Origin of the sequence: Halobacillus massiliensis, from assembly GCF_900166625.1 — a bacterium.
Classification (GTDB): Bacteria; Bacillota; Bacilli; order Bacillales; family Halobacillaceae; genus Halobacillus_A; species Halobacillus_A massiliensis.
In genome coordinates this window covers 2240361-2265966 of the sequence record NZ_LT800499.1, presented here as the reverse complement: position 1 = coordinate 2265966, position 25606 = coordinate 2240361, and the positions used below count along the sequence as shown (strand labels likewise).

Genomic DNA, 25606 nt, shown 5'->3' with positions numbered 1-25606 from the left:
ATTCTGTTGGCTGAGGCAGAAAAATTTTTAGACTTACCTTTAGAAGAAGTATTAGGCGACCGGTTTGGCCGCTATAGTAAATATATTATTCAAGAACGGGCGCTTCCTGACGCACGCGACGGACTTAAACCTGTGCAGCGCCGAATCTTATATGCGATGCACCAGGAAAGAAATACACATGATAAAGGATTTCGTAAGTCGGCAAAGACTGTCGGAACTGTTATCGGTAATTATCACCCGCATGGAGACTCGTCTGTTTATGAAGCTATGGTGCGGCTGAGTCAGGATTGGAAAGTACGCCATCCACTAATTGAAATGCATGGAAATAACGGAAGTGTGGACGGCGATCCGCCGGCTGCTATGCGTTATACGGAAGCAAGACTGTCGAGTATATCTTCTGAGCTTTTAAGAGATATCGAAAAAGAAACCGTGGAACACATTCCAAACTTTGATGATACCATTCATGAGCCGACAGTGCTTCCGGCTAAGTTTCCCAATCTTTTAACAAACGGGTCGACAGGAATTTCTGCCGGTTATGCTACAGAAATTCCACCGCATAATTTAGCGGAAGTTATCGATTCAGTTATTATGAGAATTGATAATCCGGGCGTAACGGTTGATGAATTGATGACGAAGCTTAAAGGTCCGGATTTTCCAACTGGAGGTATTATCCAGGGGATCGAAGGATTAAAGAAAGCCTATGAGACGGGTAAAGGGAAAATTGTATTGCGCGGGAAAGCCTCTATTCAAAGTGTTAGAGGCGGCAGAGAGCAGATCGTCATTGATGAGATTCCTTTTGAAGTGAATAAAGCCAATCTTGTCAAAAGAATGGATGAACTGCGTATCGACCGAAAAGTAGAAGGGATCGCCGAAGTTCGGGATGAGACAGATCGGACGGGAATGCGAATCGTCATTGAATTGAAGAAAGATGCCAACAGTGAGGGTGTCTTAAACTATCTTTATAAGCAGACAGATCTGCAGATTACGTATAACTTTAACATGGTAGCGATCCATGAACGGACACCGAAGCTGATGAGCCTGCAAATGATGCTTGATGCTTATATTACCCATCAGAAAGACATCGTCACCCGTCAGGCGGTTTACGATTTAAATAAAGCGAAGAAGCGGGCCCATATCGTAGAAGGTCTTATTAAAGCAATCTCCATTTTGGATGAAGTGATTGCTACTATCCGGGCTTCTAAAGATAAACAGGATGCGAAGCAGCAGCTGATCGCTAAATACAGTTTTACAGAAGAGCAGGCCGAAGCCATCGTCATGCTTCAGCTTTACAGACTAACAAATACAGATATTACTGAACTGCAAAAAGAGGCAGCAGAACTTGCTGAGAGAATAAATTACCTGCAAAAGCTGCTCGGCAATGAGAAAGAACTGCTAAAGGTTATTAAAGCAGATCTTCGCTCCATTAAGAAAAAGTATCAGAATGAGCGCCTGTCTCAAATCGAGGAAAAAGTAGAAGAGCTTAAAGTAGATTTAGAGGTTACGGTAGCAAGCGAAGATATTGTACTTTCTGTAACAAAAGACGGATATATCAAGCGGACAAGCCTCCGTTCGTACGGCGCCTCTAATGGACAGGATCTCGCCATGAAAGACGGCGATCATTTGTTAAGACTGCTTGAAATCAATACGACCGATACCATTCTTCTATTTACAAATCTTGGAAAATATCTCTTCCTGCCAGTTCACAAGCTTCCAGATATCCGCTGGAAGGATTTAGGGCAACATATCGCTAATATTGTTTCCATTGAAAAAGATGAATTTCTAGTAGATGCTATTCCAGTGCGTGAATTCAAAGAGGATCAGTATCTCCTCTTTTTTACAAAAAACGGACTGGTTAAGAAAAGTGAACTTCAGCTGTATAAGGCAACCCGCCACTCCAAAGCGCTTGTTGCGATTAATTTAAAAGCAGATGATGAAGTCGTAGATGTCCACGTGACAGACGGTCAATCGCAAATTTTCATAGCTTCAAATAAAGCTTATGGATTATGGTATGAAGAAGCAGAAGTGAGTGTTGTCGGACAAAGAGCGGCTGGTGTGAAAGCTATTCAGTTAAAAGAAGGAGAACAGGTGGTTTCCGGACAGGTCTTTTCTCAGGAGCAGGATCCTTCCCTAATGATCACTACACACCGTGCAGCAGTAAAACGAATGAGACTCAAAGAATTTGAGCGGACCTCACGTGCAAAACGAGGAGTAATCATGCTGCGTGAATTGAAGAAAAACCCACACCGAATCATTGATTTACATGTCGTTACAAATAAAGATGAAGTTATTATAAAAACGAACAAAGATAAACTGACGACAGTCCAGCCGATGGATTTTAAAGCCAGCGACCGGTACAGCAACGGTTCTTACGTGCTTGATATAGAACAAAGCGGAGATGTAATAGAATCCTGGGTCCAGAGGGTCTATGAAGCTCCGTTTAAAAAAACAGAAGACCTGGGATAACTTGAATTCCTAAGTGAGCAAAATTCTTAGGGTTACAGACTCCCAAGGTTAAATAGAATATAAGGCTTCCCTTCCTAAGGGAAGTCTTTTTTATTCGATTGTATTTTATGAAAATTATGATAAGATGAATGTATATTCAGTAATTTCGAGGGGATGGTGTATGAATAATCTTCGGGAAAAAATTATTAATACTTCACTGACGTTATTTGAACAACACGGCTTTCACGGGGTAACGGTCAAACAGATTGTGGAGGCGTCTAACACTTCAAAAGGAGGATTTTATCACTATTTTTACTCCAAAGAAGAGCTTCTTTTTGTCATTCATGATTCATTCATTACATACGTATCAAAGGAAGCAAAAGACGCCATTGCGACTCATTCTTCACCCGTGAATCAAATCCAGGCGATCATAAGGTCGTTTATTAAAGTTTTTGATCTTTATAAACCTCACATTTCTGTGTTTTATCAGGAAAGCAAGTATTTAAAACCAGCTTATGAAAAGCAGATTAAAGAAAAACGCGATGAATTCAAGCAAATGGTGCTTCAAGTGATTGAAGATGGCCAGAAGGCTGGACATTTCCGTAAAGAAGTTCCACCGATCCTTGGAACGATGAGTATACTTGGAATGGTTAACTGGATTTACAAATGGTACGATCCGCATGGTGAATTCTCGATTGATGAAATAGCCGACGTATTTATCGATCTTGTTCTTCATTCGCTGCTAATCACTGAGGATGAAGATTACTATCAGGGGAAGATGCTGAAAGCTCCTTTTTTTTACAACTGAAAGTAAGCGCTTGCAACTTTTATTTTTGTCTTGAACAGACCAACCAGTCGGTCTCATTTGAAAGGAGGAGTATGAATGAATTTTGAATTAACGAAAGAACAGGAAATGACGAAAAAAATGGTCCGGGATTTTGCCGACGGAGTTATCCGCCCGCGGGCGGTTGAAATTGATGAAAAGGCAGAGTTTCCAAAGGATATATTTGATGAAATGGGCAAACTTGGCCTTCTCGGTATTCCTTTTCCTGAAGAATATGGCGGCTCTGGCGGTGATACCCTGACATATGCTCTTGCTGTAGAGGAAATTGGAAAGGTGTGTGGTTCTACAGGACTGAGTTACGCGGCAGCTGTTTCACTTGGCGCAAGCCCGATTTACTACTTTGGTACTGAGGAACAAAAGCAGAAATACCTCGTCCCTTTAGCAAAAGGAGAAGGATTAGCTTCCTTTGGATTGACGGAACCGAACGCAGGTTCGGATGCCGGGGGAACTCAGACCCGCGCGGAACTAAAAGGGGATCAATATGTAATAAATGGTGAGAAATGCTGGATTACGAATGCCGAATACGCACGTTCGATTACGGTAACGGCAGTCAGCGGCAAACGTGAGGATGGGAAAAACATCATTTCGGCCTTTATCGTGCCAAAAGATACACCGGGAATGAGGATAACCAGTCCTTACGAAAAGATGGGAGTCCGGGGCTCAAATACGTCAGAAATTATTTTAGAAGATGTTGAAATTCCTAAAGAAAATGTATTAGGAGACCCAAATGGCGGATTTAAGCAGTTTCTTTATACATTAGACGGCGGGAGGATCTCGATCGCTGCTCTGGCTCTAGGGATTGCCCAGGCTTCTTTAGATAAAGCACTTGCTTATGCGAAAGAAAGAAAACAGTTTGGTCAGCCGATATCTAAATTCCAGGCGATTCAGTTTAAACTTGCGGATATCGCGATGGAGGTAGAGCTTGCGAGAAACATGGTTTTTAAAGCGGCATGGCTAAAGGATCAGGGCAAACCTTTTTCAAAAGAAGCGGCGTTTGCTAAGCTTTATGCCTCTGAAACGGCTTTTCGAAGCGCGAACCAGGCCATTCAAATTCACGGCGGCTACGGCTATATGAGGGAATATGAAGTGGAACGTTTCCTGCGGGATGCTAAGCTTCTTGAAATAGGGGAAGGAACTTCTGAAATTCAGCGCATGGTTATTGCCCGTCAGCTTGGGTGCTAATAGGTAAAGGAGGAATAGGATGAGTCTATTACATGTAACGATAGGTGAATTGTTAGAGAAACAGGCACAGCAGCTTCCTGATCATGAAGCAATGGTTTACCCGGAACATAACCTTAGAAAAACCTACAGAGAGTTTAACCAGATGGTGGATGAAGCAGCCAAAGGTTTTATGGCCTTAGGTATTGAAAAAGGGGGCCATATGGCCATTTGGTCTGATAATAAGCCGGAATGGCTCATTTCTCAATTTGCCAGTGGGAAAATGGGAGGCGTCCTTGTTACGGTAAACACAAATTACCGGGCACAGGAGCTTGAGTATCTGCTAAAGCAGTCGGATGCCTCTACGTTAATTTTAGCGGAGGATTTTAGAGGCGTATCTTATATTGATATCCTAAAAGAAATCTGTCCCGAACTGGAATACTCTGAAAAAGGTGATTTACAGAGTGAAAAGCTGCCTAACCTTAAGAACGTCATTATATTAAGCGAAAAAGACTACCCGGGCTGCTATTCATGGAACGATGTACAGAAAGCCGGAAAAAATGTCAATGACCAAAAGCTGAAAGAGCGTCTTCAATCCCTCGATGCCAGTGAAGTGATCAATATGCAGTACACTTCAGGAACTACTGGCTTTCCTAAAGGCGTGATGCTGAGTCACAATAATATCGTGAACAACGGAAAACAGGTTGCCGAGTGCATTAAGCTTACAGAAGAGGATCGTCTCTGTATTCCCGTTCCTTTTTTCCACTGCTTCGGCTGTGTAATGGGAACGATCGCTTCAGTATCTAAAGGAGCCACAATGGTCGTGTTAGAACAGTTTCATCCTGAGAAAGTACTGCGCGCAGTGAAAGAAGAAGCGTGCACCGCTCTTCATGGAGTACCGACCATGTTTATTGCCGAAATGAATGATCCGAGCTTTGAGGAAAACCGTCCGACAACTCTTAGAACAGGGATTATGGCAGGATCAATCTGTCCGATGGAAGTGATGAAAGATGTGATGAATAAAATGGGGATAGAAGAAATCACGATAGCTTATGGTCAGACCGAATCTTCGCCGGTTATTACCCAGACAAAGACGGATGATCCAGTAGAACTGCGTGTAAGAAGTGTCGGAAGAGCCCACCCCAATGTGGAAGTAAAAGTCATTGAACCGGCCACAGGGGAAGAAAACCCTCCTGGCATTCCTGGAGAGCTTTGCACAAGAGGATATCTCGTCATGCAAGGGTATTATAAAAATGAAGAAGCCACCCAAACGGCAATTGATTCAGAAGGATGGCTTCATACAGGAGACATTGCTGTTATGGATGAGAATGGATATGTAGAAATTACCGGACGGATGAAAGACATGATTATTCGGGGCGGAGAGAATGTCTATCCGAGGGAAATTGAAGAATTCCTTTATCAGCACCCCGGCGTCCTTGATGTGCAGGTGGTAGGGGTCCCTGATAAAAAACTGGGGGAAGAAATCGTCGCTTTCATCATCAAGAAGGAAGGAACAGAGGTCTCTCCACAAGATATTCGGGAGTTTTGTGATGGAAAGATTTCAAAACATAAAATCCCGCGCTATATCCGCTTTATTGATGAATACCCAATGACGGCGAGCGGCAAAATACAAAAATTCAGGCTGAAAGAAGAAGCGATCGAACAGGTGGAAACGAATCAATAAGGGGGCTATATGTATGTTTTCTAAAGTTTTAATCGCCAACCGGGGGGAAATCGCATCCCGTATCATCCGCACTTGTAAAAAGATGAATATCCAATCGGTAGCCGTTTATTCAGAAGCGGATCAGGACGCTCCTTTTGTAAAAGAAGCGGATGAAAGCTATTTAATCGGTAAACCGCGTGTAAATGAATCGTATTTAAACATTGAAAAAATTCTTAAAGCCGCTAAAGATTCAGGCGCTGAGGCCATTCATCCAGGGTACGGCCTGTTGAGTGAACATGGTGGATTTGCAGAGAAAGTAAGAGAGTCTGGCCTTACTTTCATCGGCCCGTCCGCAGAGGTCATTTCTACAATGGGTGATAAAATTGCGGCAAGAAAACATATGGAAAAGGCAGGAGTACCTGTTGTTCCAGGAACGATGGAATCGATGGCTGATGTAGAGGCGGCCAAAGAGAAAGCTGAAACCTTTGGTTATCCGGTGATGCTCAAAGCCGCGGCAGGCGGCGGCGGGATTGGCATGCAGGCCGTTTCTACTGCGGAAGAATTAGAAAAAGCCTTTGAAGGCAATCAAAAACGTGCAAAGACGTTTTTTGGAAACGGCGATATGTTCATTGAAAAGCTAATTGTAAACCCGCGCCATATTGAAATCCAGGTGCTTGCCGATGAACATGGGAATGCTGTCTATCTGTTTGAGAGAGAGTGCTCGATTCAGCGGCGTCATCAGAAAGTTATTGAAGAGGCTCCGTCTCCGTTCCTTTCAGAAGAAACAAGGAAAAAGATGGGAGAAGCTGCTTTAAAGGCGGTGAATGCGCTTAATTATGTAAACGCCGGCACGATGGAATTCTTAGTAGATGAGAAAGAAAACTTCTACTTCCTGGAAATGAATACAAGGCTTCAAGTCGAACACCCGGTGACCGAGGAAATTACAGGGATCGATTTAGTGGAACAGCAGCTGAGGGTGGCACACGGAGAAAAGCTTTCCTTTACACAAGAAGACCTTTCAATAAACGGCCATGCGATAGAAGCGAGAATTTATGCCGAAGATCCCAACACGTTTTATCCTTCTCCGGGTCAGCTGACAAAGCTTAAGCTTCCAGAAGGTAAAGGTATTCGCCATGAGCTTGCCGTCCATAAAAATTCGCAGGTCACCCCGTTTTATGACCCAATGATAGCAAAGCTGGTCGTTCATGCGCCTAGCCGTGAAGAAGCTATAGAACACATGACAAAAGCTCTTCATCAATATGAAATCGAAGGCATTAAATCAAATATAACCATGCTAAAGCGAGTCGTTACCCATGAAAAATTTATAGCAGGTGATACAACGACTTCATTTGTACCAGATTACTATATCCCAACTGTTACGAACCAATAAGGAGGAAATGAAATGAACGAAGTAAAAGCATCTATGGCAGGAAGTGTATGGAAAATTGTTGTTAGCCAGGGGGACAGTGTTAATGACGGAGATGACATTGTTATCTTGGAATCTATGAAAATGGAAATTCCCATTCCAGCTGAAAAAAGCGGGACTATTAAAGAGCTTAAAGTCTCTGAGGGAGACTTTGTAAATGAAGGAGATACGATCGCAATCATTGAATAATGAGGAGCGGATATGTATGAATAACTGGCCGTCAGCCGTCACCATTAAGGAAGTGGGGCCGAGGGATGGACTTCAAAATGAAGCCATTCAAGTAGCGACCGAAGATAAGATCCATTGGATCGATATGCTGTCTGAAGCAGGTTTTCAGTCGATTGAATTCAGTTCGTTTGTTCATCCTAAATGGATTCCGCAATTAAAAGATGCCCGGGAAGTCGCCGGGCACATTAAACGTAAACCTGGTATTATGTATGCTGCTCTCGTTCCTAATGCAAAAGGACTGGAAGCAGCAATTGAAACAAAAGTCGATGAAGCGGCTGTTTTTATGTCAGCAAGTGAAACCCATAACAAAAAAAACATTAACAAAACCATTGATGAAACATTTCCTGTCTTAGAGGAAGTAGTCCAAAAAGCTAAGCAGCAGGGGATGAGAGTGCGCGGTTATTTATCGACAGTATTCGGCTGTCCTTATGCCGGGGACATCCCTGCAGAAAATGTGATCACCATCTCCCGTCGTCTTCTCGATATGGGAGTAGACGAGCTATCACTTGGAGATACGATTGGTGTAGCGAACCCCCGACAGGTCGATGAAGTGCTCCAAAAAGTATTAGAGAACATAAGTAAAGATAAAATAGCGATGCATTTTCATAATACACAGGGAATGGCACTGGCCAATGTGCTTGTTTCCTTACAGCACGGCATTACGACATATGATAGTGCGCTTGGAGGTCTTGGGGGCTGCCCATATGCTCAAGGAGCTTCAGGCAACTTGGCCACTGATGATCTCGTTCACATGCTTCATGGCATGGGCATTAAAACTGGACTGAATGAAGAAAAGCTGAAAGAAGCGGCTCTTTTTATTCAAAAGGCTCTTGGCAAAGAGCTTCCAAGTCATCAAATGCAAATATTAAATCGGGGAGGATAGGTCTTTTATGTCATTAGTGACACTCGATTACTTAGAAGATTATATTGCGATACTTACACTTAACCGCGAGGAGGCAGCCAACAGCTTATCACAGGATCTGCTTGAAGAACTTCAGTCCAAAACAGAAGAAATCAAGGAGTCAGAAGCCCGGGTGGTGATCTTAACAGGTGCAGGCAAAAAAGCCTTCTGTGCTGGAGCAGATTTAAAAGAACGCGCCGGTATGACAGAAAAAGAAGTCGTGGCGGCTGTAAAAAAGATAGGGGAAACAATTTTAAAAATTGAACAGCTGCCGATTCCTGTCATTGCCATGATGAACGGTGCTGCTTATGGCGGAGGTCTTGAGCTTGCTTTAGCATGTGACATCAGAGTAATGGGTGACCATGCTAAAGCAGGTCTTACGGAAACCTCTTTAGCTATTATTCCGGGCGCAGGGGGAACTCAGCGTCTTCCCCGGTTAATCGGTCCGGGACAGGCAAAGCGGTTAATTTTCACAGGAAAGCCGGTATCGGGCGAAGAAGCTCTGCGTCTTGCACTTGTAGAAAATATATACAGCTCTGATCAGTTAGAAGAAGAAACCATTGCTTTAGCGAAACAGATGGCAGGCAACGGTCCGATCGCTTTAAAACAAGCAAAACAGGCGATTAATAACGGTCTTCAAATGAACCTTCTATCCGGCCTTGCATTTGAACATGAATGCTACAAATTTACGATTCCAACAAATGACCGGATCGAAGGGCTGCAGGCATTTAAAGAAAAGCGTTCCCCGAATTATAAAGGGGAATAAAAAGGAGGACTATTATGCTGGATGAAACGCTGCAGACTAAAAAAGAAAAAATAGCTTCAGGGGGTGCGGAGAAATACCATGAAAGCAACCGGAAGAAAGGGAAGATGTTTGTCCGGGAAAGGCTTGAGCTTCTCTTTGATGATGATTTAAATATAGAGGATGCTTTTTTTGCTAATAACATGGAGGACTCCCTGCCTGCCGATGGAGTTGTAACGGGTATTGGCAAAATTAATGGTGAACAAGTATGTGTGATGGCGAATGATTCGACGGTAAAAGCTGGTTCCTGGGGGGCGAGAACCGTTGAGAAAATCATACGAATTCAGGAAACAGCCATGAGGCTTGAACTGCCTATGCTTTATCTCGTAGATTCAGCGGGAGCACGAATTACCGATCAGGTGGAAATGTTCCCTAACCGCCGAGGGGCCGGACGGATTTTCCATAACCAGATTAAGTTATCCGGCCGTGTGCCTCAAGTCTGTTTGTTATTTGGACCATCAGCAGCGGGAGGGGCCTATATCCCGGCTTTCTGTGATATTGTCGTTATGGTGGATGGCAATGCTTCCATGTACCTGGGATCTCCTCGAATGGCGGAAAAAGTTATTGGGGAGAAAGTAAGCTTGGAGGAAATGGGTGGTGCCTCCATGCACTGTTCCGTATCCGGGTGTGGAGATGTGCTTGCTGCTGATGAAAAAGAAGCGATTGATTTTGCCCGTAAATACTTAAGTTATTTTCCATCCAACTACCGTCACCTGCCAAAACGAGAAGAAGCCAAACTGCCGCCAGAATTTGAAAAAGATATTTCTGAACTGATTCCTAAAAATCAAAATGCTCCCTTTGATATGTACCAGTTAATTGACAGACTGATTGATGAAGGCAGTTTTTGTGAAATCAAAAAGAAATTTGCACCTGAATTAATTACAGGTCTTTCAAGGATCGATGGGCGAGTTGTTGGTATTATTGCTAACCAGCCACGGGCTAAAGGGGGAGTTCTGTTTCCGGATTCGGCTGATAAAGCAGCTAAGTTTATGCAGCTGTGTGATGCCTTTAACATTCCGCTGCTCTTCCTCGTTGATATACCAGGGTTCATGATTGGTACAAGGGTGGAACGAGCGGGTATTATCAGGCACGGGGCGAAGATGCTCTCTGCAATGAGTGAAGCAACCGTTCCAAAGATATCTGTGATCGTTAGAAAGGCATATGGAGCCGGTCTTTACGCGATGGCAGGACCGGCGTTTGAACCGGATGCCTGTATAGCTCTGCCAACAGCGCAGATCGCGGTAATGGGACCGGAAGCGGCTGTCAACGCTGTTTATGCGAACAAAATTGCTGCGCTTGATGAATCTGAGCGTCCGGCTTTTATTAAAGAGAAGCAGGAAGAATATAAAGAGAATATTGATTTATACAGGTTAGCGTCTGAAATGGTCATTGATGATATTGTTCAGCCTGAGCATTTAAGAAGTCAGCTTGTGAGAAGATTTGAAGCGTATCAATCGAAGAATGTGAAATTCACTGAAAGAAAGCATGGCGTTTATCCTGTGTAAAGTAAATAATTAATAAGCCTGGAGGGAGATTTCCCTCCAGGCTTATTAATTTAGATAGCGTGGAAATTTATAAAAAAGGTGAATCACAGCAGTTCTAACAAAAAGTTTTAGTTCTGCAGCGCTTGGGATTGACCGATACTGCGAATTTCTTCTACGGTTTCCGGGTTTTCAAGTGCACTTAAGTCGCCGGCAGGTTCGTTTAAAAAAGCAGACTTGATGGCACGGCGCATCACTTTGGCATTTCTCGTTTTTGGAAGATCCGAGACGGAAAAGATGCGCTTAGGCGCCAGAGCTTTACCAAGCTTCTGTGCTAAGAACTCACGAATTTCATCCATCAGCTGTTCACTCGTCTCCTGCTTTAATACGATGAAAGCTACGGGCTCTTCTCCTTTAATATGGTGAGGGACCCCAATTACTCCTGCCTCAACAACTGCTTCATGGCCGACGAGTAAAGACTCGACTTCAGCAGGGCCAAGGCGCTTTCCGGCAACATTCAGAACATCATCCGAACGCCCTGTAATTGTATAGTATCCCTCATCATCAGCAATGACCCAGTCACCGTGGACCCAGGTATTTTCAAAACGTGACCAGTAAGTATCCTCATACCTCTCCTTATCTTCGAAGAAGCCATTTGTCATTCCTACCCATGGCTGTTTTATGACGAGTTCTCCTACTTCGTTCCTTAAGGGAGTCCCCTTATCATCAAATACATCAGCATCCATTCCCGGGAGCGCCGCATTAAACGTTACAGGCTGAATAGGTTTGACGAGGACATTGCCAAAGATACCTCCCGATATTTCAGTGCCGCCGGAATAATTGAAAATCGGAACTTTCGACTGCCCAACCTTTTTAAACAGCCAGTTCCACGGCTCAGGGTTCCACGGTTCACCTGTAGACCCAAATAGCCTTAATGAAGATAAATCATGTTTGTTTATCCATTCTTCGCCGTATTTCATCATTGATCTTACGAGAGTCGGCGAAATTCCGAGGTGGGTCACCTTGTATTCATCAACCATCTGCCACAGCCGGTCAGGATTAGGATAATCCGGTGTACCTTCGAACATGACGATGGAGGAGCCGTTTAACAGTCCGCCGTATACAAGAAAAGGCCCCATCATCCATCCCATATCGGTATACCAGAAGAGAGTATCTTCCTGATGTAAATCCATACAAATCCCGGCATCGAAAGCTGCTTTAATCGGGAAACCAGCATGTGAATGAAGTACTCCTTTCGGCTTCCCGGTCGTTCCGGAAGTATAAATCAGCATACAAGGATCATCAGCTTTCGTATGCTTCGATTTATAATCAGAGGAGCTGTTTAACAGCTTTTCAAAACTGATATCTCTTTTTGAGTTCCAGTCTTTTTTATCGCCTGTACGCTCGACGACAATCATATGTTGCAGGTATTCGCTGCGATCAGCAGCAAGATCGGCCTCCTGCTTCATGGGCACTGTTTTGCCGCGGCGGTAAAATCCATCGGCTGTTATCAATACTTTTGATCGGGAGGCTTCAAGACGAGTGGCAATTGCATCAGCTTTGTACCCGGAAAATGTAGGACAGGCGACGGCGCCGATTTTTGCGATAGCGAGCATAGATATGAGAGTTTCAGGAAGCATCGGCATAAATAGTGTAACGATATCTCCTTTAGTCACACCATGCTCCTCTAAACCGTTCGAGAAAGCGTTTACTTTTTTCTGCAGATTTTTAAAGGTAAGGGAGGTTTTGTCCCCGTTATCTCCCTCCCAGTATAAAGCCGTTTTATTCATCGTATCTTTATGATCCGCCCACTTATCAAGAGCGTTGTGAGCAACGTTTATTTCAGCGCCGCTGAACCACTTAGGATAAAGAGGGCCGCGGGAAAGATCGATGACTTGTTCGTAAGGTTTATACCATTCTATCCCCAATACAGAGCAGGCCTCATCCCAGAGCCATTCAATATCTTCGATTGATTTATTGTGAAATTCATCGTAGTTTTCATAGCCATGTTTTTTCATCCATTGATAAAGTCTCGTGCTTTCTTTCATTTTGTCATCGGGAGTCCAGGCGATTTCATATGTACTCATGTAACATCCTCCTTAAAGACTTTTAATATTCAAAATAATGCTAATTATAGTATAACTGAATTTGCAGCAGATGATAAACAAGTAGAGAGAGAAATTAATCAATAAGGGTTAAACTTAGAATGTTAAGGGTATGTAAGTTAGGTGTATTTTTATCCCCACCATAATTGAGTTTTCCTTTCAATAATGGTAAAGTCAACACCGTATAAGCAAGCAGAAGGGCTTTGCTTGTTTTTACTACCTATTAGAGAAAAAATAATGTTATTCTATCTATGGGGTAAAAATGCTTACATGTAACTAGGAGGTAGACTATGAGAATTATAGTAGCAGGGGGAGACGGTTTCTGCGGATGGCCAACGGCACTCCATTTATCAAAGCAGGGACACGATGTCTCAATTGTAGATAATTTAGCGAGAAGAAAAATTGATGAAGAATTGCACTCAAATTCCGTTACGCCGATCGCTTCTTTAGAAGAGCGGGTAGCTAAATGGAAAGAGCTGACAGGAAAAGAAATAAAAACATTTATTGGAGATTTAAATCACTACGATTTTCTTCGTGAAGTATTCCGTCAGACAGAACCTGAAGCATTTGTGCACTTTGCTGAGCAGCGTTCGGCTCCATATTCAATGATTGATAGAGAGCATGCCGTTTATACTCAGTCAAATAATGTAATAGGCAATCTTAATGTGCTGTACGCCATTAAAGAAATGGCCCCTGACTGCCACCTTATCAAGCTCGGTACAATGGGAGAGTATGGTACACCTAATATTGATATCGAAGAAGGTTATATTGAAATTGAACATAATGGCCGTAAGGATACACTTCCATATCCTAAACAGCCGGGTTCTTTTTATCATTTATCAAAAGTACATGACTCTCATAATATTATGTTTGCATGCAAGATCTGGGGTATCCGTGCCACAGACTTGAACCAGGGGATCGTTTATGGGTTACATACGAAAGATACTCAGCTTGATCCCGTGTTGTTCAACCGTGTCGATTATGACGGTGTTTTTGGTACAGCACTCAACCGTTTCGTCAACCAGGCGGCAATCGGGCATGACATTACGGTTTACGGATCCGGCGGCCAGACAAGAGCTTTCTTAAATATTGAGGATACGGTTCGCTGTGTGGAAATTGCAGCAGAAAACCCGGCAGACCGCGGGGAATTCCGTGTGTTTAACCAGTTTACCGAATGGTTCTCAGTAAATCAGCTGGCTGAAAGAGTTCAAAAAATTGCCAGGGAAGAAGGCTTCAGTACAGAAGTTAAGAAAATTGAGAATCCTCGTATTGAAAATGAAGATCATTACTATCATGCGAAAAATACGAAGCTTCGTGATCTTGGGTTGGAGCCTCATTTGTTAACAGATGACGTTATCCGTGATATCTTGAAAGTAGCTGTAGAAAACAAAGACCGGATTATTAAGGAAAACGTGCTGCCATCTATTACTTGGAAGTAAGGAGTTTATCGCCTTGAAAATCGCCATTATTACAGAAACTTTTCTGCCATCAACAGACGGAGTAGTAACAAGACTAAAAGAAGCCATTAAATATCTCAGGAAACAAGAGCATGAGGTTGTCGTAATAGCTCCGGACCTGGGTGTAAAAGAATATGAAGGTGCGATTGTTGAAGGTGTCAAAGCTACGACTATGCCGTTTTACAGGTACAAGCAGTTTTCACTTCCGCAAAAAAAAGTGAAAACACTGCTTGAGAAACACAATCCTGATTTGGTCCATGTGGTGAATCCGGCCATAGTCGGAGTCGCTGGAGTTTATTACGCGGATAAATTAGGTTATCCTCTAATTGCTTCCTATCATACCCATGTACCAAAATATTTTGAGTATTACAGGCTATATCCACTTATGTCTGCTTGCTGGTGGTATTTTAAAAAGCTGCATAACTTTGCACATTTAAATCTATGTACTTCTAAAGCAGTTCAGAAAGAATTAAGTGAGAAGAAGTTCCATAATGTGCATGTATGGGACAGAGGGGTAGCGATTGATCATTACCATCCTCATCACAGGAACGAAGATATGCGCAACCGTTTATCTGGTGGAGAACCTTCCAATAAACTATTAGTGTTTGTTGGAAGACTGGCTGCAGAGAAAGAGATTCATAAACTGAAATCCTTACTTAATGCCAGAAATGACATCTCACTTGCAATTGTAGGTGATGGACCGGAAAGAGAATCGCTTGAAAAGACCTTCTCCGGCACCAAAACGACATTTACAGGGCTTCTTCATGGAGAAGAACTGGCTCAGGCTTTTGCTTCGTCTGATGCTTTAATATTCCCATCCGTTACCGAAACGCTGGGACTTGTTATACTCGAAGCTATGGCATCTGGTTTACCGGTCATCGCAGCAAAAAGTGGACCAACTATGGAACAGGTTGAAGATGGAAAGACGGGATTGTTGTTTGAGAACGAAGATACAGACAGCATGATTACCGCAATAAACAGACTGGAAGATAAAGATTTGTATAAGGATCTATGCGAAAATGCCAGAAAAGAAGCTGAAAAATACAGCTGGCAAAAACCTTCACAACAAATTTTAGAGTATTATTATGAAACTCTTAAGATCTATCAGGAAAGTCCATCTAAATCAGCTAAATCCCGAGTTAAAGCCACAGAGTAAGAATATCTGTGGCTTTAATTTTTATTTTTGTTCCTACTTTAAACTTAGTAGCAACTCCGAACTTATAAAATAAAAAAAAAGCAACAGTCAGGCGAGAGAAACAAGCCTTTTAAGCAGCTGGTGAAAGAAATACACGAGAAAAGCCGGATCAGCAAGGAAGAAAATAAACCAGGCTGCCAATAGTGGTGTTTAGACTACATAGAAGAATAGTGGAGCTATGATGCCAATATAATTGCGCTTAATACATAGTAGCAACTCCGTATTAAATAATAAAAAAACCAATAAATTGTAAATGTTCTTAGGATAATAGGACTAAGGATAATACTAAATGTGCAAATTTGTGGAGAAAACTGGCTGGAAAGAAAATTCGCAATTAATATTTTAAAAATGATCCTATTGGCGACAAATTAAATTTATAATCGCACTTAATAGATAGTAGCAACTCCAACTGATAACATAAAAACAAAACAATAAAATGCAAAAAGTCCTATTACAAATTAAAAATGAAAGGACAGGAGTATAGTTGAAAAAATATACTTGATAAAAATTGAATAGCATAGTTAAGATTTATAAATAATTATAGAAGTAATTAAATGAGATAAAGTTAAGGCATTTAAAAAATCATGGATTAAAATTAATTATGTCTCACTATCATAAGTATACTTAGTAAATGAGACATAATTTAAATTGTAATCATGACTTCCTATAATATATATTATGTAAACTAAGAAATTAATTTTAATTTAAAACGTTTTTAACCCCCTATCTCATTTCGAAATATCTTAATTATCATACAGATCTCTGTAATTCATTACAAATGAATTTGCTGCTACATCCGTAAAATATATAATTTAGTCTGGTCTCAAATATATTCAGATTTTATAGATCATAAGTTCTCAGCAACAAAATAATCCATCGCCAATGAAACTGCTGCTATATTAGCTGTGTAGATTATCATCCTATGTAAAAATTTACTCATCGTTTCTTAAACGATGAGATCTCTCCAAATCGCTGCATATAATGGCAGGCTATTTATTTTTTTCAATACAGGCTCAGTATAAACTAATTCCTGTTATTCAAGGGGCATTTTTGATAACTTGTATACAGCACCACTTCTATTTTAAATAAGACGACTACATAAAAAGGATGAGCGCGTAATGAAACGTTTTATACTTCTTTCGGCGGCTGCGGCCGGGTTTACTGCTTTTTTTATGCGACCTAAAAAGGTGGTCGCCCCTGTTAAGAGTGATGAGTATATGACTTATCCAAATTCAAATATTTCCATTACCCCCGGAGATCTACTGTTCTCACCTATCGGAAAAAGTGAGTCCAAATACGTAGGCCATGTTGGAATCGTCACAGAAAAAAATGAGGTTATTCATTCGGTCCCTTCTGGCATAATTAAAGATTGCATTGAAAAATATTTTCAAAAGTTTCGTCGAGTATCCATTTACTCTTCCAAGGATCCTTCACATGGAGTAAAAGCAGCGAGGTATGCAGATAGTTATTGGACAAAGCAATATAAAAGTCCGTACCGTGTTTTCACCCCCCTTCACTCTCTGAGTGTAGAGCAATATTGTTCTAAGCTTGTATGGCAGGCTTACTTTTATGGAGCTGGCATTAACCTTGGAAGTCTTCCAAAGATCAGTCGGGCGATTCATCCACAACTGTTAAAAGACAGAAAGTATTTAGTGAAAAAGTGAAAGCCCGCCCTCTTGTATAAGGCGGACTTCTGTTTTATAGGACTTTTGATTTTTTATTGTGTTTTTTTGTTTTGACTTCGGAGTTGCTACTAAGTTTGAAGAAAGAACGTTTAATCATTATGGTTGATTCTTGTTTGGCCGTTTTCCTGAATGATTTTTTTCTCTTTTAAAAGTCTGCCGATGGCCCGTTTAAAAGCAGCTTTACTAATTTGAAAAGTCTCGCGGATCTCGTCTGGATCACTTTTATCCGTAAAATTCATAATGCCGTCATTTTCAATAAGATAATTGTATATGTTCACAGCATCTTCCCCCATTGCTTCCTGCTTTAAAGGTCTTAAACTGATATTTATCGTCCCGTCTTCTTTTACGTCGATTACTCTGCCTTCGACCTGTTCACCAAGCCTTGGTTCTTCTATTCTCTCATTAGGGTGTATAAACCCACGGTACCCTTCCCCTGTCAAAATAAAAGAACCTGCTTTTGTTGATCGATAAACACGTGCAATGACTTCCTGGTGCAGCATAGAAGAAGGAGCTGAGATTATATCTTCCTGAACTTCTCCTTCTGTAATGGGCTCAGCAAAAATTCTCCCTTTCTTGTCCTTTTCCAGACTAACGAACAGGGCATCCCCTTCCTTTGGCCAAACGCTCTTTAAACTAGGCATGTGGTCTTTTGAAACGAGGAACGCTTTATCAAGGCCAATATTAACAAAAGCACCTAAATGAGGAACGACTTCTTCCACTTCAGCCCAGCCATATGATTCGAGCGTAATTTCTGGAATTGTAGTGGTGGCGACGATCTTCTTGTCGCGGTTTTCATAAATAAATACATCAATTTCCTGGTCCTGGTCAAAATTTTCTTCTTCTGTAAGATCATGAGGCAGAAAATATTCTTCATTTTCATCCGCAACAATAAAGCCGTCAGTTTTTTTCTTCGTAACTTTAACCTTTCGAATACTGCCAATTACACTTTTGTTCATTAATCTCCAACTTTCTTAATTATTTACTTTCCTGCTCTTTTACATAGTTTGCAAGCAGCTGATAGGAAGTAAGTTTTTCTTCATGTGAATAAATATTTGTTATTACGAGAAACTCATCTGTTCCATACTTTTCCTCTAATTCTTTTAGCCCTTTATATACTGTAGCCGGACTGCCAATCAGGCACCTTTTTCTGTTTTTCTTAACTTCTGTAAGCTGTTCATCAGTAAACCCTCGCTCTTTTACTTCTTCAACGGATAGAACTCTTGTATCCAGTCCTTTGGCTGCCTGAAGAAGCCACATATCCTGGCTTATGGCCAATTCTTCTGCTGCTTCATCAGTTTCTCCACAAACGATGAAAATACAAACGTTAACAAGGGGTTTTTTTAACCCATCCGAAGGTTTAAACTTTTCGCGATAAGCTGTTAGTGCATCTTCCGCATACTCAGGGTTGATAAAATGACCAAACGTAAATCCAGTAGAGTTAATGGCGGCATGACGTGCTCCTCTTTCCGTTAAACCTAGAATCCAAACATCTGGATTTGCAGGTGTCTCAGGTTTAGCAGCTACACCAAAATAATCATGTTCTTTAGGAATACTTCCTGTCAAAAACTGTTTAACTTCTTTAACCTGGCGGGAAAAAGAGCTCAGCGGTTTATTACAGCCGTCTGTTAAGGCAGCTCGCGTTCTTTTTCCTCCGCCTGGTGAACGTCCAAGACCTAAATCAATTCGTCCAGGGAACATAGCCTCCAGCATTTTAAAGTTTTCGGCGACTTTAAGCGGACTGTACTGCGGCAGTAGCACCCCTCCTGAACCGACTTTGATACGTGTCGTAACGGAGGCTATCCTTGCGATTAAAAGCTCAGGAGAACTGCTTGCTAATCCATTTGTATTATGATGCTCAGCCACCCAGTAACGGTGAAATCCGAGCCTTTCTGTAAACTGTGCCAGCTCAAGTGTGTTTCTTAAGGCTAGCTCGGCCGTGCTTCCTTTTGATATCGGGCTTTGATCAAGTACACTTAATTTCACTTTAATGAAAACCCTCTCTTATTTGTAGACTTCTCTCATAATCTGAGACAAAATAGCTTGCTGTTCTTCAAATAAAATCTTATACTTTTTCTTTAGTACATCGAATTCTTCTTTACCTTGATCAGTCAAGTAATACCAATATACCTTCTGCCGTCTTTTTTCATGGGATTTATAATCTTCTTTTCGGTAGAGCAGTCCTTCTTCTGTCATTTCATGAAGGGTATCAAGTAATGTGGAGGGTGCCGGAATCCAGTTCGTTGTAAGCTTTCTGAATTCAGCTTTAAAATGTTCACTTATTAAAGGCTCACTTACCTGAAGCAGGTGCATAACATAAAATTTAGTGAATTGAGCCGCACTCATATTTAGAGCAAATTTTTTCGGATTATTTTTGTGAGACATCGTATCCTCTCCCTCTGGCTTTTCTTCTATTTTACAATATAAACCAGAGGTTTTGTCTAACAATAAGCACATTTGTTCGCTTGATTTATGTTTTTTTATTTGAATTTGGAGTTACTACTAAGTTTGAAGTCGAATTAATTGGTTTGCAAACTTCTCTACAGATTTCCTGTTTGGCAGAATAACGATTTGCGCATGAGAGCAGTGCTTTATTTGAGCGTTTAACAACTTTGTTCTCTTCTTCTTGGAAAACTGCCAGACATAACGTAAAAATTCTTTATCAAGCTTTTCTATACAGTCTTCTCCCAAATCAAACCTTGTACGGCCATAATTCTTTATAAAGCGTTTAATCACACGATAAACACACGTATAACGGTTAAGATCAATCATAATGATAGTATCTGCCTGGGCCAGCCTTTCATTCCAAATCTTGCTGTAATTCCCTTCGATAATCCAGCTGCCCATTTTCAAATAAAAATCTTGTTTAGCCTGCAGCTCTTCCTGGGTACACTGTAACCATCCAGGGTTCCAAAACAAACGATCCATATGTACGACTTCAATCTTCAAAATTTCTCCAAGCATTCTTGCTAAAGTAGATTTTCCTGAGCCGGGCGATCCGATAACCGCAATTTTTTTCATAATCCACCTCACAGAATTTAAGACACTTTCATAGTTTATCAATCCTTTCTATCAAAAGGAAGCCATTTACCTGAAACTCGAACATATGAAGGATCGTCTAATAATACGGACATAAAAAAGCCCGCTATTGCAGGGGCAATAGCAGGCTTTTATTTACCTCTTTTATTATTCAGCAAGTACTTGTACTTTAACGTCTTGACGTCCAAAGTCTAATGCGTCACCGCGGTTCGGCATATAAAGGTCAATTCTATTTCCGTCAATAGCTCCGCCAGTATCTCCGGCAATTGCAGTTCCATAACCTTCTACATAAACTTTAGATCCTAGTGGAACAACATCAGGGTCTACAGCTATAACTTTTTGATCAGGATTTGCATTTAAATCAATACCTGTTGCAGTCACGCCTGTGCAGCCTGTGCAGCTTGCTGTATAAGCAGTTGCTTCTGCAGTAAATTCTTTAATAACGTCATTGCTTGTATCATTTGATTCATTAGATGTTTCTTCAGCTGGTTCTTCAGCACTCGCCTCCTGAGTTGTTTCTTCTGCAGGGGCTTCAGTTTGTGTTTCTTCCTTCGGTGCTTCTTCTGCTGGAGCAGATGATTGACCAGAAACAGAAAGTTCATCACCAGGGTAAATTAGAGAGCTAGATAGACCATTCCAGCTCATAAGCTCGTCTACAGAAACACCGTGCTGTTTACCAATTCCGTAGAGAGTATCACCTTTTTTAACTTCATAAGTTTCGGCCTGCTGTGCTTCTGCTTCACCGGAAACTTTAATTGTTTGGTTTATGAAAATTAGGTCTGAATCTAAGTTGTTTAATTCTTTAAGCTTTTCTACTGATGTATTGTTTTCTTGAGAAATGCCCCAAAGAGTATCACCTTTATCTACTGTATATTCAGAAGCGCTAACGCTAGTTGCGAAGGCTCCAGTTAAGGCTGCTGTTGCTGCTAATGAGAAAGCTGTTTTTTTCATATTCAGTCGAGTCCTCCTCTAAAATGGATGAGTTTGTTTGTTTTAACCACAATTACAAGATTAACAGATTATCTATAAATTTTAAGAACAAACAGCTAACAGTTAGATTTCAACTATGACGCTTATTTTTCACTGAGTTTACAAATTAGGCCTATGTTACCATGGATCTCCAATTTTATACATGAAATTCGAGTGAATTCGCCTTCACAGCTAGATAAGAATTATATTTCAATAGAAATATCTTAATAATTCTTCATTTAGGCTTTCTTCTTTTTTAAAGTTTTTATAAAAGCAAAGATTTAAAAAAGATCTTTCCAGCCTTGAGTTTCCTCTAATTCACCGTAAAGTCATTCTAATTTTTCTTTTCAACTTAAATTAAGAAATATAAAAACAAAAAAGGCTGCCGATTATTCGACAGCCTTTTTTAAAATATTATTATAAACTGGCTAACTGTTTTTTTACTTCTGGATCTTCAAGATACTCATCGTAAGTCAATTCTTTATCAATAATTCCCTGAGGAGTAATTTCAATGATACGATTAGCTATCGTCTGAATAAATTCATGGTCATGGGACGCAAAAATAATGGAACCTTTAAAATTGATCAATCCTTTGTTAAGAGAAGTGATTGATTCTAGATCCAGGTGGTTTGTCGGCTCATCGAGGAGCAGAACGTTTGAACCAGACAACATCATTTTAGAAAGCATGCAGCGTACTTTCTCTCCTCCAGAAAGTACATTAGATTTCTTGAGTGCTTCTTCCCCTGAGAAAAGCATTCTTCCAAGAAATCCGCGAAGGAAGGTTTCTGTTTCATCTTCAGGAGAGTATTGACGCAGCCATTCTACAAGGTTGATATCATCACGCTCAAAAAACTTCGAGTTATCTTTAGGGAAATAGCTTTGTGAAGTAGTAATCCCCCACTTAAAGGTACCTTCATCCGGCTCGATTTCTCCCATTAAAATTTGGAATAATGTTGTTTTGGCAACTTCACTGCTGCCTACTAACGCGACTTTATCGTCTTTATTTAAACGAAAGCTGACATTATTTAATACTTTTACCCCATCAATTGTTTTGCTAAGGTTCTTTACTTCCAGCAGATCGTTTCCGATCTCCCGGTCAGCTTTGAAAGCGATATAGGGGTATTTTCTTGAAGACGGCTGAATATCATCGAGCGTAATTTTCTCCAATAACTTCTTACGGGAGGTCGCCTGTTTAGATTTTGACGCGTTAGCACTAAAGCGCGCAACAAATTCTTTTAAGTCTTTAATTTTTTCTTCTTTTTTCTTGTTCTGCTCTTCAGCCATTCTTTGTGCCAGCTGACTGGATTCATACCAGAAATCATAATTTCCAACATAAACCTGAATCTTTCCGAAGTCAAGATCGGCAATATGAGTACATACGTTATTTAAAAAGTGTCGGTCGTGTGAAACAACGATGACAGTGTTTTCAAAGTCGATCAGAAAGTCTTCCAGCCACTGAATAGCACGGATATCAAGGTGGTTTGTCGGCTCATCGAGCAGCAGCACATCCGGGCTTCCAAATAAAGCCTGTGCTAGTAATACTTTTACTTTCTCAGCGCCTGGTAACTCCTGCATCTTTTTATCATGAAGGTCCTCTGTAATTCCAAGCCCTGTTAAAAGTCGAGCGGCTTCCGATTCTGCTTCCCAGCCGTTCATTTCGGCAAATTCACCTTCAAGCTCTGCAGCTCTCATGCCATCTTCCTCAGTGAAGTCTCCCTTCATGTAGATCGCGTCTTTCTCCTGCATCACTTCATATAAACGGCTGTGGCCCATAATAACTGTTTCAAGTACAGGGTACTCATCGTACTCGAAATGGTTCTGTTTTAACACGGCCAGCCTCTGATCATTTTTCATGGATACGTCTCCAGTTTGAGGTTCAATTTCCCCGCTCAAAATTTTAAGAAACGTAGACTTCCCGGCTCCGTTTGCCCCGATGAGTCCATAACAGTTTCCTGGAGTAAATTTTATATTCACATCTTCGAACAGCTTTTGATCACCGTAACGAAGACTTACATTAGTTGCATTTAACATATTTCATAATCCTCCCGTACATAAGTGTATAACATTCAAATTATATCACTCATTAAGCTTATAGAATAGGGGTTATCCATGAACTCCTATAATCATCATCAAAAAAACCGGCTTCCTTATGGAGAGAAGCCGGTTTTTCATACTCATCGTATTTGTTTTACTGATTCTCTTTATAATAAAGACTGTTGTTTGTCACGACCTGCAATACTTTGGAAGTGGCTTCCATTTCGCTTTTACATATAGGACAAACTGGCTTTTCGTCAGATTTAAAGTTGTCACGCATCCAACAGTTACAGTCTTCTGATGAACATACCCAAATTTTTGTTTCTTCTTCAACTATTTCCGGTTGATTCTTTTTACCGAATGCCATTTGTATCGAAACCTCCTTTGGACATGAAATAAAATATGTAAAAGAGACTGACTCCTGTGAAGCCAGTCTCTTTTAAAAACCTTATAATTTAACTACATTAGCAGCTTGAGGTCCACGGTCGCCTTCTGTAATTTCAAATTCTACAGCTTGACCTTCTTCTAGGGCCTTGAATCCTTCTTCTTGAATAGCGCTGAAGTGTACGAATACATCTTCTCCACCTTCAACTTCGATAAATCCAAATCCTTTTTCAGCGTTAAACCATTTTACTGTACCAGTTTTCATAAAAATGGGTCCTCCAATGTTTCTAAAAATTAATATGTGTTCCATGTTCCATGAAAAAAATCACATATTATAAAAAGTACCAATCCCTGCTGATAACTCTTTATAATAAATGATTTTTTTAGAGTTACGTCTTTGTGAGGAATTTATATACACGTATAACTATACACGAATTCGCCTATGAAGTCAAGATGCGCTTAAAAATTCTATCCCTGCACTATGAGGCCGCATGCCATTCGCAGACCTGCATTTCCGCTCGGCTGGGAGATGTAATCATCCGGGCCTTGATGAATGATGACTGATTTTCCTAATATCTCTTTAATTTTAAAGCGATCCGTAAAGAAGATCATTCTCGCTCTTCCTGTATTCGAAAAAATAACCGGAAAATCTCCTGCGTGATTTCCGTGAGGCTGCTGATTAGGATTCCAATGGCCGCCTGCCGTTTCAAAAGGTTTTTCCCCATCGCCTATTTCACATACACCTTTTTCATGAATATGAAAGGCGTGCGGTCCTACCTGTGTCCCATTCGGTTTCTGTTCAAATTCAGGAAGTCCTTCTAATTGTATAATAACCTCCACCCCATATGGCAATTGAAGAAAATTTACCACACCCTTAAGATCGGGTGCAAGAGGACTGCTGTGAAACTGAGCATATGCGATACTTTCATAACGAATCGTGCCGTCATATAGAACGGGAAGCATTCGCCCCTCAACTCCCTTCTAAACAATTCTATGTAAAAATTGTGGAAATATACCAACAAGGTTTTACTTTCACATAATCAATGTGCTAAACTCCGATTGAAAGAATCCAAAGGAGATGGACCTATGAAAAAGTTAGCACTTACAACGCTTACTTTTGTCCTGGCAGCTTTATTACTAGCGGCCTGCAGCAATAATGAGCAGGCTGATGTAAATAAGGATACAAATAATAAGGATAAGAATAAAACCGGCCCTGTAGCGATTGTAAATGGTAAGGAAATTTCAAGGGAAGAATTTGAAAGTCAAGTGAACGGGACGAAGAAACAGTATGAGGAAATGGGAATGAATTTAGATGGCCAGGAAGATACAATGAAAGAAAGTATTGCTGAGCAGATGATCAGGCTTGAACTTTTAAAACAGGAAGCAGAAAAGAAAGGATATGAAGTTTCCGAAGATGAGCTAAACAAACGGTACGAGGAATTCATTTCTCAGTTTGAAAGTGATGACGCTAAAGATAAGGCTTTTAAAGATAGTAACCTGGATGAGGAAAAAGTAAAAGAAGAACTTAACAAAAGCCTGCTTATTAACAAATACGTAGATGAAAATACAGAAGAAGTCAAACTTACTGAAAAAGAACTGAAAAAAGAATATGAAACGATGAAAGATCAGCGCGGCGATGGCCAGAAAATGCCTGGTTATGAAAAGATTAAAGATGATATCAAGCGGCAGGTTATCAATCGAAAAGAGAATGACCAGCTTCTTGATCTCGTTGATCAATTAAAAAAAGATGCAGATATTAAAAGAAACATTTAATAAAAAAGTCCCCTGGAGTTCTC

The 25606-nt window shown here is 40.9% G+C and carries 23 protein-coding genes; 13 read left to right on the top strand and 10 right to left on the bottom strand.

Annotation, left to right across the window (positions count from 1 at the left end):
• Positions 1–6 precede the first annotated feature (6 nt).
• From parC to B7E06_RS11265, 9 genes are all read left to right on the top strand, one after another.
• Entirely contained in the window at positions 7–2463 is a 2457-nt protein-coding gene (gene parC / locus B7E06_RS11305; RefSeq protein ID WP_082234086.1) for a DNA topoisomerase IV subunit A, read from the top strand.
• Between the two features lie 160 nt (positions 2464–2623).
• Positions 2624–3250, top strand: a complete 627-nt coding sequence (locus B7E06_RS11300) for a TetR/AcrR family transcriptional regulator (protein WP_082234085.1) — start codon at positions 2624–2626, stop codon at positions 3248–3250.
• Positions 3251–3325: 75 nt separating this feature from the next.
• The gene (locus tag B7E06_RS11295) at positions 3326–4468 is read left to right on the top strand and encodes an acyl-CoA dehydrogenase (protein WP_082234084.1); all 1143 of its coding nucleotides are present in this window, start codon (positions 3326–3328) and stop codon (positions 4466–4468) included.
• Between the two features lie 19 nt (positions 4469–4487).
• On the top strand, positions 4488–6128 hold the full coding sequence (locus tag B7E06_RS11290) for an AMP-binding protein (RefSeq protein ID WP_082234083.1): 1641 nt from the start codon (positions 4488–4490) through the stop codon (positions 6126–6128).
• Positions 6129–6141: 13 nt separating this feature from the next.
• Complete coding sequence (locus B7E06_RS11285) at positions 6142–7497, top strand: acetyl-CoA carboxylase biotin carboxylase subunit (RefSeq protein WP_082234082.1); 1356 nt, start codon at positions 6142–6144, stop codon at positions 7495–7497.
• 12 nt (positions 7498–7509) lie between these two features.
• Positions 7510–7722 (top strand): acetyl-CoA carboxylase biotin carboxyl carrier protein subunit, encoded by a 213-nt coding sequence (locus tag B7E06_RS11280; RefSeq protein WP_082234081.1) that lies wholly within the window; start codon positions 7510–7512, stop codon positions 7720–7722.
• Between the two features lie 16 nt (positions 7723–7738).
• Entirely contained in the window at positions 7739–8644 is a 906-nt protein-coding gene (locus B7E06_RS11275; protein ID WP_082234080.1) for a hydroxymethylglutaryl-CoA lyase, read from the top strand.
• Between the two features lie 7 nt (positions 8645–8651).
• Positions 8652–9428: an enoyl-CoA hydratase gene (locus tag B7E06_RS11270; protein WP_082234079.1), complete on the top strand. Its 777-nt coding sequence runs from the start codon at positions 8652–8654 to the stop codon at positions 9426–9428.
• A 14-nt stretch (positions 9429–9442) separates the two neighbouring features.
• A complete protein-coding gene (locus B7E06_RS11265; RefSeq protein ID WP_082234078.1) occupies positions 9443–10969 on the top strand; it encodes an acyl-CoA carboxylase subunit beta in 1527 nt (508 codons plus the stop codon).
• Between the two features lie 107 nt (positions 10970–11076).
• Here the strand turns inward: B7E06_RS11265 and B7E06_RS11260 are convergent, their stop codons facing one another.
• Complete coding sequence (locus tag B7E06_RS11260; RefSeq protein ID WP_082234077.1) at positions 11077–13032, bottom strand: AMP-binding protein; 1956 nt, start codon at positions 13030–13032, stop codon at positions 11077–11079.
• Between the two features lie 308 nt (positions 13033–13340).
• Here B7E06_RS11260 and B7E06_RS11255 point away from each other — a divergent pair, with 308 nt between their 5' ends.
• The 3 genes from B7E06_RS11255 to B7E06_RS11245 all read left to right on the top strand — a co-directional run bounded on the left by B7E06_RS11255 (position 13341) and on the right by B7E06_RS11245 (position 17366).
• Entirely contained in the window at positions 13341–14489 is a 1149-nt protein-coding gene (locus tag B7E06_RS11255) for an NAD-dependent epimerase/dehydratase family protein (RefSeq protein ID WP_082234076.1), read from the top strand.
• A 13-nt stretch (positions 14490–14502) separates the two neighbouring features.
• The gene (locus B7E06_RS11250; protein ID WP_082234075.1) at positions 14503–15663 is read left to right on the top strand and encodes a glycosyltransferase family 4 protein; all 1161 of its coding nucleotides are present in this window, start codon (positions 14503–14505) and stop codon (positions 15661–15663) included.
• 1157 nt (positions 15664–16820) lie between these two features.
• A complete protein-coding gene (locus B7E06_RS11245; RefSeq protein WP_082234074.1) occupies positions 16821–17366 on the top strand; it encodes a YiiX/YebB-like N1pC/P60 family cysteine hydrolase in 546 nt (181 codons plus the stop codon).
• 110 nt (positions 17367–17476) lie between these two features.
• Here the strand turns inward: B7E06_RS11245 and B7E06_RS11240 are convergent, their stop codons facing one another.
• The 9 genes from B7E06_RS11240 to B7E06_RS11200 form a co-directional block, all read right to left on the bottom strand.
• Entirely contained in the window at positions 17477–18343 is an 867-nt protein-coding gene (locus B7E06_RS11240) for a CvfB family protein (protein ID WP_082234073.1), read from the bottom strand.
• 19 nt (positions 18344–18362) lie between these two features.
• Positions 18363–19370, bottom strand: coding sequence for an LLM class flavin-dependent oxidoreductase (locus tag B7E06_RS11235; RefSeq protein ID WP_082234072.1), 1008 nt, complete (start codon positions 19368–19370; stop codon positions 18363–18365).
• Positions 19371–19388: 18 nt separating this feature from the next.
• Positions 19389–19769 (bottom strand): helix-turn-helix domain-containing protein, encoded by a 381-nt coding sequence (locus B7E06_RS11230; protein ID WP_082234071.1) that lies wholly within the window; start codon positions 19767–19769, stop codon positions 19389–19391.
• 117 nt (positions 19770–19886) lie between these two features.
• Entirely contained in the window at positions 19887–20405 is a 519-nt protein-coding gene (locus B7E06_RS11225; protein ID WP_082234070.1) for a P-loop NTPase family protein, read from the bottom strand.
• A 165-nt stretch (positions 20406–20570) separates the two neighbouring features.
• Positions 20571–21374, bottom strand: a complete 804-nt coding sequence (locus B7E06_RS11220) for a LysM peptidoglycan-binding domain-containing protein (RefSeq protein WP_082234069.1) — start codon at positions 21372–21374, stop codon at positions 20571–20573.
• 435 nt (positions 21375–21809) lie between these two features.
• Entirely contained in the window at positions 21810–23423 is a 1614-nt protein-coding gene (locus tag B7E06_RS11215) for an ABC-F family ATP-binding cassette domain-containing protein (RefSeq protein WP_082234068.1), read from the bottom strand.
• A gap of 157 nt (positions 23424–23580) precedes the next feature.
• Positions 23581–23793 (bottom strand): cold-shock protein, encoded by a 213-nt coding sequence (locus B7E06_RS11210; RefSeq protein WP_179134040.1) that lies wholly within the window; start codon positions 23791–23793, stop codon positions 23581–23583.
• A gap of 81 nt (positions 23794–23874) precedes the next feature.
• Positions 23875–24075 carry a cold-shock protein gene (locus tag B7E06_RS11205; protein WP_082234066.1) on the bottom strand — a complete coding sequence of 67 codons (201 nt, stop codon included), beginning with the start codon at positions 24073–24075 and terminating at the stop codon, positions 23875–23877.
• Positions 24076–24278: 203 nt separating this feature from the next.
• Positions 24279–24773 carry a superoxide dismutase family protein gene (locus tag B7E06_RS11200; RefSeq protein ID WP_082234065.1) on the bottom strand — a complete coding sequence of 165 codons (495 nt, stop codon included), beginning with the start codon at positions 24771–24773 and terminating at the stop codon, positions 24279–24281.
• A gap of 123 nt (positions 24774–24896) precedes the next feature.
• Here B7E06_RS11200 and B7E06_RS11195 point away from each other — a divergent pair, with 123 nt between their 5' ends.
• On the top strand, positions 24897–25583 hold the full coding sequence (locus B7E06_RS11195) for a SurA N-terminal domain-containing protein (protein ID WP_082234064.1): 687 nt from the start codon (positions 24897–24899) through the stop codon (positions 25581–25583).
• Positions 25584–25606 lie beyond the last annotated feature (23 nt).

What these genes read in the sequence shown, in the direction of transcription:
- B7E06_RS11300 (WP_082234085.1), top strand. Translation starts at nt 2,624, where the DNA reads ATGAATAATCTTCGGGAAAAAATTATTAATACTTCACTGACGTTATTT.
- B7E06_RS11295 (WP_082234084.1), top strand. Translation starts at nt 3,326, where the DNA reads ATGAATTTTGAATTAACGAAAGAACAGGAAATGACGAAAAAAATGGTC.
- B7E06_RS11290 (WP_082234083.1), top strand. Translation starts at nt 4,488, where the DNA reads ATGAGTCTATTACATGTAACGATAGGTGAATTGTTAGAGAAACAGGCA.
- B7E06_RS11285 (WP_082234082.1), top strand. Translation starts at nt 6,142, where the DNA reads ATGTTTTCTAAAGTTTTAATCGCCAACCGGGGGGAAATCGCATCCCGT.
- B7E06_RS11280 (WP_082234081.1), top strand. Translation starts at nt 7,510, where the DNA reads ATGAACGAAGTAAAAGCATCTATGGCAGGAAGTGTATGGAAAATTGTT.
- B7E06_RS11275 (WP_082234080.1), top strand. Translation starts at nt 7,739, where the DNA reads ATGAATAACTGGCCGTCAGCCGTCACCATTAAGGAAGTGGGGCCGAGG.
- B7E06_RS11270 (WP_082234079.1), top strand. Translation starts at nt 8,652, where the DNA reads ATGTCATTAGTGACACTCGATTACTTAGAAGATTATATTGCGATACTT.
- B7E06_RS11265 (WP_082234078.1), top strand. Translation starts at nt 9,443, where the DNA reads ATGCTGGATGAAACGCTGCAGACTAAAAAAGAAAAAATAGCTTCAGGG.
- B7E06_RS11260 (WP_082234077.1), bottom strand. Translation starts at nt 13,032, where the DNA reads ATGAGTACATATGAAATCGCCTGGACTCCCGATGACAAAATGAAAGAA.
- B7E06_RS11255 (WP_082234076.1), top strand. Translation starts at nt 13,341, where the DNA reads ATGAGAATTATAGTAGCAGGGGGAGACGGTTTCTGCGGATGGCCAACG.
- B7E06_RS11245 (WP_082234074.1), top strand. Translation starts at nt 16,821, where the DNA reads ATGAAACGTTTTATACTTCTTTCGGCGGCTGCGGCCGGGTTTACTGCT.
- B7E06_RS11240 (WP_082234073.1), bottom strand. Translation starts at nt 18,343, where the DNA reads ATGAACAAAAGTGTAATTGGCAGTATTCGAAAGGTTAAAGTTACGAAG.
- B7E06_RS11230 (WP_082234071.1), bottom strand. Translation starts at nt 19,769, where the DNA reads ATGTCTCACAAAAATAATCCGAAAAAATTTGCTCTAAATATGAGTGCG.
- B7E06_RS11225 (WP_082234070.1), bottom strand. Translation starts at nt 20,405, where the DNA reads ATGAAAAAAATTGCGGTTATCGGATCGCCCGGCTCAGGAAAATCTACT.
- B7E06_RS11220 (WP_082234069.1), bottom strand. Translation starts at nt 21,374, where the DNA reads ATGAAAAAAACAGCTTTCTCATTAGCAGCAACAGCAGCCTTAACTGGA.
- B7E06_RS11215 (WP_082234068.1), bottom strand. Translation starts at nt 23,423, where the DNA reads ATGTTAAATGCAACTAATGTAAGTCTTCGTTACGGTGATCAAAAGCTG.
- B7E06_RS11210 (WP_179134040.1), bottom strand. Translation starts at nt 23,793, where the DNA reads ATGGCATTCGGTAAAAAGAATCAACCGGAAATAGTTGAAGAAGAAACA.
- B7E06_RS11205 (WP_082234066.1), bottom strand. Translation starts at nt 24,075, where the DNA reads ATGAAAACTGGTACAGTAAAATGGTTTAACGCTGAAAAAGGATTTGGA.
- B7E06_RS11200 (WP_082234065.1), bottom strand. Translation starts at nt 24,773, where the DNA reads ATGCTTCCCGTTCTATATGACGGCACGATTCGTTATGAAAGTATCGCA.
- B7E06_RS11195 (WP_082234064.1), top strand. Translation starts at nt 24,897, where the DNA reads ATGAAAAAGTTAGCACTTACAACGCTTACTTTTGTCCTGGCAGCTTTA.